This window comes from Bacillus sp. B1-b2, assembly GCF_009183415.1.
Taxonomy (GTDB): domain Bacteria; phylum Bacillota; class Bacilli; order Bacillales; family Cytobacillaceae; genus Niallia.
Genome location: NZ_WEHU01000033.1, coordinates 38,721 through 46,377 on the forward strand (window position 1 = coordinate 38,721; position 7,657 = coordinate 46,377).

At 33.6% G+C, this 7,657-nt stretch carries 4 protein-coding genes and 1 pseudogene; 4 read left to right on the plus strand and 1 reads right to left on the minus strand.

Annotated elements, in window-relative coordinates:
- Positions 1-6: 6 nt before the first annotated feature.
- Positions 7-3,048 (plus strand): MMPL family transporter, encoded by a 3,042-nt coding sequence (locus F9279_RS21515; protein WP_152116247.1) that lies wholly within the window; start codon positions 7-9, stop codon positions 3,046-3,048.
- A 113-nt stretch (positions 3,049-3,161) separates the two neighbouring features.
- Here the strand turns inward: F9279_RS21515 and F9279_RS21520 are convergent, their stop codons facing one another.
- Positions 3,162-3,998: an undecaprenyl-diphosphate phosphatase gene (locus F9279_RS21520; RefSeq protein WP_152116248.1), complete on the minus strand. Its 837-nt coding sequence runs from the start codon at positions 3,996-3,998 to the stop codon at positions 3,162-3,164.
- 335 nt (positions 3,999-4,333) lie between these two features.
- Here F9279_RS21520 and F9279_RS21525 point away from each other — a divergent pair, with 335 nt between their 5' ends.
- From F9279_RS21525 to F9279_RS26345, 3 genes and pseudogenes are all read left to right on the plus strand, one after another.
- Entirely contained in the window at positions 4,334-5,266 is a 933-nt protein-coding gene (locus F9279_RS21525) for a carbohydrate kinase family protein (protein ID WP_193224665.1), read from the plus strand.
- 1,027 nt (positions 5,267-6,293) lie between these two features.
- A pseudogene (locus tag F9279_RS26340) lies at positions 6,294-6,536 on the plus strand (HAMP domain-containing protein); the annotation flags it as partial.
- 111 nt (positions 6,537-6,647) lie between these two features.
- Positions 6,648-7,478, plus strand: a complete 831-nt coding sequence (locus tag F9279_RS26345) for a methyl-accepting chemotaxis protein (RefSeq protein ID WP_413463236.1) — start codon at positions 6,648-6,650, stop codon at positions 7,476-7,478.
- The last annotated feature ends 179 nt before the right edge of the window (positions 7,479-7,657 follow it).

Here is a 7,657-nt window from a genome sequence, read left to right on the forward strand (position 1 = left end):
AAAACAGTGAATGCTATTTTAAAAGGGAAATGGCTAGTTCTTATTGCGTGGGTTATTGTTATCATAGGATTATTTTTCATTGCTCCTAATATGGCTGACTTAGTAAAAGAGAAAGGGCAAATTACAGTTCCAGATGGATATTCTTCTACAAAAGCAGCAGAGATAATGGAAGAAGTGGAAAGTCAGGAAGATGTGGGAGAACAGTCTACCGTTGCACTAGTTTTCCATGATGATAAGAAGCTTAGTGAAAAAGAATTGTTAGAAGCAAAGAAGGCAATAGAGAAATTAGAAGCAAAGAAGGAAGAACTAGGTATAACGGAAATATTATCTTATTTCACAGATGAGAATTTAAAAGATCAGTTAGTTTCTGATGATGGGAAAACCATATTAAATTCATTAACAGTTAGTTGGAATGATAGAGAAGCAGATGAACTAAGTGACCTTCTATATGACACAATTAAAGAATTTGATGTTGATCATTATTATACTAGTAACTGGATGATTGATCAGGATTTAGTCAACAGTTCACAAGAGGGACTAAAGAAAACAGAAGGCATAACAGTTGTTTTTATTTTGGCAGTATTATTAATTGTATTTAGGTCGGTTGTTGCACCGTTAATTCCATTGGTTACAGTTGGTGTAACATACTTGGCTTCACAGTCCATTGTATCCATTCTAGTAGACCAGTTAGATTTCCCTATTTCAACCTATACACAAATCTTTTTAGTTGCTATTTTATTTGGTATTGGTACAGATTACTGCATTCTTTTACTAAGTAGATTTAAAGAAGAGATGATGCATAGGGAATCAATATGGGATGCCATTATTGAAACATACAAAAACGCAGGTAGAACGGTATTCTTTAGTGGAGTTGCCGTGATGATTGGCTTTGCAGCAATAGGCTTTTCTCAGTTCACCTTATATAAATCTGCGTCTGCCGTTGCAGTAGGTGTTGCTATTCTATTAATTGCTTTGTTTACTGTAGTTCCAATCTTTATGTTATTCCTTGGTAAGAAGATGTTCTGGCCATCAAAAGGGGCATTAGAGCATGGAGATAGTAAGTTATGGGAAACTGTTGGTCGATTTTCATTAAAACGACCAATCATCGCTTTAGCTATTGTTGCATGTATATGTGTTCCATTCTTAGTAACATATGATGGAGAACTTTCCTTTAACTCTTTAGATGAAATTAGTGATGATGCACCATCTATAAAGGCATTTAATGCTATAGCGGATAGCTTTGGTCCTGGTGAATCCATGCCAACTACTGTCGTGATAAAAAATGACGATAATTTAAATACAATGGAGTATTTAGCATTGGCAGATTCCATTTCAAGTGAGCTAGAGAAAGTGGATTTAGTGGATAATGTTCGCTCTGTTACAAGACCTACAGGGGAACCAATTCAAGATCTGTATATTTCTAAACAGGCTGAAACCTTAGAAGAGGGATTAGATCAAGGGAAAGAAGGATTAGATCAAATTAGCAAAGGGCTTAATGATGCGGGTAGTCAACTAAAAGACTCTGAACCTCAATTAAATGATGCTTCAGATGGTATAAATGATCTAATTAAAGGGACTAATGATGTAAAGTCTGGCCTAGGGGAAATTCAAACAAACCTTGAGAAGATAGAACAAGGTATTCGTGCAGGTTCCGCTGGTTCTGATGAAATAAAAGCTGGTTTAGCTCAAATGAAAAGTGGGGCAGAACATGCACTTGAAGGACATAAAGCATTACTTGGAAATTATCAGAATGTAAAATCGCAGTTGGATGAAACTTTAGGCAAGTTAAATCAGATTACACAAGACAACTTTAATGAATTGGAAAATACGTATAATGGTATTTCATCAAACAAAAGTTACGAATTAATCAAATCTAGTATATTAGAAGCACAGCAAAAATTGCCGATTTTTAGTGGTACTTTAGACGGGATAAATACTCAATATCAAGTGATTATTGAGCAACAAGGTATCATTTCTGAAAGTATAAATCAACTAATTTCAGGTATTGACCAACAACAAAAAGGATTAAACCAACTAGCAGATGGTCAAGGTCAGATTGTTGATAATATGCCGAAGTTAACAAATGGTTTAACAAGTATTAATGATGGACAAAAGCAGCTTCTCGATGGATTTGGTGATATTAGTGGCCAGCTTGGGCAGTTAACAGACGGCTTGAATCAAAGTGCTGAGGGGCTAGATCAAGTCTCTGACGGATTAGGATCAGCTACTGATTACTTATCTGGGCTTTCTCAAAACGAGGCAAGTAATTTCTATATACCAGAGGAAGTATTAAGTAGTGATGACTTTAAACAGTCATTAGATACGTATCTATCACCAGATCGTAAAATTATGACGTTTGATGTGATTTTCGCAGATAATCCATATTCTAATGAAGCAATTGATCAAATCAAAAATATAAAAGAAACAGTCACTCAAGCTACGAAAGGAACGAAGCTTGAAAATGCTGAGGTAGCAGTATCAGGTATAACTAGTACAAATGCTGATTTAAGTGCAGTATCAAATGCGGATTATACGAATACCGTTATATGGATGCTTATCGGAATTTCGATTGTACTAATATTCTTGTTCCGATCAATCATTATGCCAGCTTATATTATTGGGTCATTAATCTTAACCTTCTATACAGCGCTAGGCATAAATGAAGCTATTTATGTGAATATTTTCAACTACACAGGAATTAGCTGGGCTGTACCATTCTTTGGTTTTGTCATTCTTGTTGCATTAGGGGTCGACTATAGTATTTTCTTAATGGATCGTTTTAATGAATATAGGGATCTTACTATAAAGGATGCTATGCTTGAAGCGATGAAAAAGATGGGTACAGTTATCGTTTCAGCAGCCATTATTTTAGGTGGGACATTTGCTGCTATGATGCCATCTGGAATGCTTTCATTATTACAGATAGCAAGTATTGTTCTTGTCGGATTATTTTTATATGCTTTTATTATCTTACCATTGCTCATACCAGTTCTAGTAAAGAACTTTGGGGAAGCTAACTGGTGGCCATTTAAACGAATTAAAGAGTAAAAAAAGGATAAATCTGCTTTAAGCGGATTTATCCTTTTTCTTCAATAGTAATATAAAATGCTTTAAACGGAAAAAAAAGAGTTGCCTCTAATAATGTGACAACTCTTTTCCTATTAAAAGAATACAATCATAATAATGATAGCAATAATGATTCGATAGATTGCAAATGGTACTAGCTTAATTCGATCAATTAATTTTAAGAAGAAACGGATAGAGATAAGTGCAAAAATAAAGGCACTAATAAATCCAACAATGAAAAATGGTAGGGCATCTGTTGTGATGTATTCCCAGTTATTTAATAAGGAAATGAAACTTGCTCCAGCCATAATTGGAACAGCCATGATAAAGGTGAAGTCTGCCGCAACTCGGTGACTTAATCCCATTAGTACACCACCAGAGATGGTAGCTCCTGATCTTGAAAACCCTGGCCATAGAGCAATACATTGGAATAAACCAATCAAGAAAGCCTGTTTATTCGTAATTTTATCAAGTGACAAGGTTGTTGGTTTTCTTCTTTTTTGTGTATAGTCAGCTACAATCATTAAGATTGCTCCTACAATAAGAGCATATGCAACAGTATGGAAGTTAAATAAATGTTCATCAATATAATCATCGAATAATAGTCCTAACACTCCAGCAGGAATTAATCCAATAAGAATTTGTACTAAGCTTAAACGATGTCCTTGTACTTTTTCTCCGTTAATGCTCTTTTTTAAACCAAGAATGTTTAAGAATCGATCTTTAAAAATAATAACAACCGCAAGAATAGAACCTAACTGAATTACTACTTTGAAGGTATTTGCTACCTCGGTAGAAAAAATTTCGCCAGATTTTAGCCATAAATCGTCCACTATAATCATGTGTCCAGTAGAAGATACTGGTGCAAATTCCGTTAACCCTTCTACAATGCCTAGTATAAAGGCAACTATTAATTCCCATAAATTTTCCAAAGTTTCCACTCCTATAATCTATTTATATTGTTGTTTATGATTTTAGACACGCACTAGGCTATCATATCAAATTTTTATGAAAACCTAAACTATCATTTTCAAATTATCTTAAGCTAAAGTTATTTCGTTTTAATCGTTCTTTATTGAATAGACATGGTTACAATAAAGGGCAATAAATGATTCTGTAAAAAAGCAGTAAAAGTCCCCAAAATCGTTTTTGCTACTGATACAATTAGAAATCATACATATAACGAAAATATACACTAGCAAGTTTCAATTTTTTTTATACAATTAGATAGGGAAATAATAAGAATAAGTTAAAGGTGCTGATGGCAATGAGGAATCATCAAGGAATATTAACTATAGGAGATGCTTTCATTGATTATGTTTCCATTACTAAAAACAATGATAAATATAATCAAAAGCTTGGAGGAGCCACAGTAAATGTCGCGGTACATTTGAGCAGATTTGGTGTGCCTAGCTATTATTTAACAAAGTTAGGAATAGAAAGGGATAGTATATTCGTTAAAAATGAGATGGCAAAGGAAGGCTTGAATTTATATTACTCAATTGAATCCAATACTAAAATGATTTCAAAGGTATTTGTTCATTTGGATAAAGATGGAGAAAGACAGTTCCATTCATACGAAAATGAAACGCCAGAAGAAGTCATTCTGTCAGAAGATCTTACAGAGGAAGCATTTGACGATAAAAAGATTTTTTATTTTGGTTCTGGTACTCTTTTCCACCCTAAGGCACAAGAAGCAACTAAAAAGGCCATTACAATCGCTAAGGAAAAAGGCTCGTTAGTTGCATTTGATGCAAATATTCGGTTGCAAAGATGGAAAAGTGCAGATGAATGTAGAAAAACCATTTTGAAATTTATTCCATTTGTAGATGTTTTTAAGTTATCGATGGAAGAACTAACATTTCTCTTTCAAAAAACTAACTTCGAAGAAAATATAGAAATGCTTAAAGAATTTGAAGTCCCTTTTAAGTTAATAACAATGGGAAACCTTGGTGCATTAGGGATATGGAGAGAGGAAGAAATATATGTTCCTGCACAAAAGGTTGTAGTTAAAGATACCAATGGAGCAGGAGATGCATTTATGGCAACTATCCTTTTCCATTTATATAAAAACGGTGTACCAAAAAACGTAAGGGAGTGGAGAAAATATATAGCTGCTGCAAATCGACTAGGAGAAGAAGTAGCAACTAAATATGGATCCTTACCTACTTTACGGAATTATTCGAATATTATTCCATGATAGTATTTTCAATTATTTATGCTTTGTAAAATTATAGTAAAGATTATTCCCTTAATAGTGCTAGATGTATAAAAATAGTCGATAATAGGAGTTATAATAGTGCTAAAGGAGTAGAACTATGGTAGGGATAAAAGGGATTAGACTTAAATGGAAGAATAGTGTAACCAAAATGAAGAAAGTTGTCCAAATGAAGAATATTGTTACTAAGATACCTAAAGGTAAAGGAAAAGATAGAGTAAAGAAAAAAACAAAATCACTTACCATTAGAACAAAATTAATTATTTCATTTTTTTTCATATTATTACTGCCAAGCATGATTATAGCACTCTTTTCCAATAATACAGCTAGCACCATCATTTCCAATAATATGAAAGACTCTGCTTTACAAAGTGTGCATTTTATTAATCAGGAAGTTGGAGCACTTACTTGGCAAAAAAGCCAGGATGTTACGTATTTAGCAAATAATGTTAATTCTCAAATGTTAGATAGTGAACCAGAGAGAATTCGAAATATCTTTAATCAATACTTAGATCAGAATCAAGATATTCTAAATGTTTATTATATTAGAGAAGATGGAGAAAGCTTCTTGAATGCCAATCAAGGATTGCCAACAAATTTTGATGGTCGAGAACAGCCTTGGTATACAGAAGCAATGGAAAAAGAAGGAGAAATCATCCTTTTACAACCACGGATTGATGAACGAATAGGAAATACTATTGTAACTCTTGCAGGAATGACTGCAGATCGAAGTGGAGTTATTGCAATTGATATCAAAATTACAGCATTGACTGACTTAGTAAGAGGAACAAAAGTGGGTCAAAATGGATATATATTATTCTTAGATGCAGCAAGTAATTATATTTATCAACCAAAAGATATAGACTTAGGGAAAGATAGTAAAGATTCTGCGTGGATGAAAGAAATATATAGTAATACAGATGGAGAAGTTGGGTTTACTGCAAATGATACAAGTAAAGTAGCACTCTATGAAACAGAAAAAATGACTGGATGGAAAATTATAGGGATTATGGATGAAGGAGAAATTGAAGAGGCATCCTCTACAATTGTACATAACAGTTTACTAGTATTAGGAATTTCTATTATTATAGGAGGGCTCTTAATTTTCTTAATCGTACGGTCTATTATTAATCCAATAAGAACATTAGCAAAAAGTGCTGAGAGAGTAAGTACTGGAGATTTAACAGAGAATATTAAAGTATTAGCAAATGATGAAATTGGAGATTTGACGTATAGCTTTGTCACTATGCAAGGAAGTTTACGAAGTATTATTCAGCAATTAAATCTTTCCATGGAGAAAGTAACTATATCTTCAGAACAGCTAACTGCTAGTGCTGAACAGTCTGCAGAAGCATCGAAGGAAATGTCTATTTCTGTTCAACATATTGCAGCTGGAGCAGAAGGAATCACAGGTAAAATAGGAACAAATACAAAGTCGGTAGATGAAGTATTACAAGGAGTCATCCAGATTGCTAATAAATCAACAACGGTTGTTGAACTTTCAAAAGTGACAACTGCTAGAGCAGAAGAAGGCCAAATCTTTGTTGATAATAATTTAGAGCAGATGCGATTTATTCATGCTTCTATACAACAATCTAAAGAAGTGATTGATAGTTTGTACCATCGTTCTAAAGAAATAGGAAAGATTATAGAAGTTATTCAAGCAATTAGTGATCAAACCAATTTATTAGCTCTAAATGCAGCTATTGAAGCGGCCAGAGCAGGAGAGCATGGTAAAGGTTTTTCTGTTGTAGCAAATGAAGTGCGCAAATTAGCAGAGCAATCTCAAGGTTCAGCAAAAATGATTGCCAATATTATTAACGATATCCAAAAGGATACGAAGTCATCTGTTCAATTGATGGAGGATGTTTCGAATAATGCGGAAGCTGGATTATCGATTTCAGAAGAGACAGCAGACAAGTTTGTGCAAATTATAGGAAGTACGAAAGAGACTGTTCCAGAGATGGAAAAGATGGCTGCAACCGTTCAAGAAATTTCAGCAAGTTTAATGGAAGTATCTGCAGCAGCTAATGAAATTTCCTCTTACGCTAATGAAAATTCTCAAGGTGCAGAAGAAGTTGCTGCTGTGTCAGAAGAACAATTAGCAACAATGGAAGAGATTAGTTTATCTGCAAAATCATTATCTGTTTTGGCAGAGGATTTATTAGAAATAGTGAAGAAATTTAAAATATAAGAAGTTTTGTTTAGAACCAATTAGATCAAGCCAAAGAAGTGGAGTTAACTACTCCACTCAGCTTGTAGAGAAAGTACTATTTTCTCTGCAAGTTTTTTATTTCAGATAGAATTTAATGATTAGAATGGTTATTTAATTCTTCCTTTTCCATGAAAAAAGACTCTCATGCATCTATCCAA

Coding starts and splice junctions, on each gene's coding strand:
- F9279_RS21525 (WP_193224665.1), top strand. CDS start 4,334: ATGAGGAATCATCAAGGAATATTAACTATAGGAGATGCTTTCATTGAT.
- F9279_RS26345 (WP_413463236.1), top strand. CDS start 6,648: ATGTCTATTTCTGTTCAACATATTGCAGCTGGAGCAGAAGGAATCACA.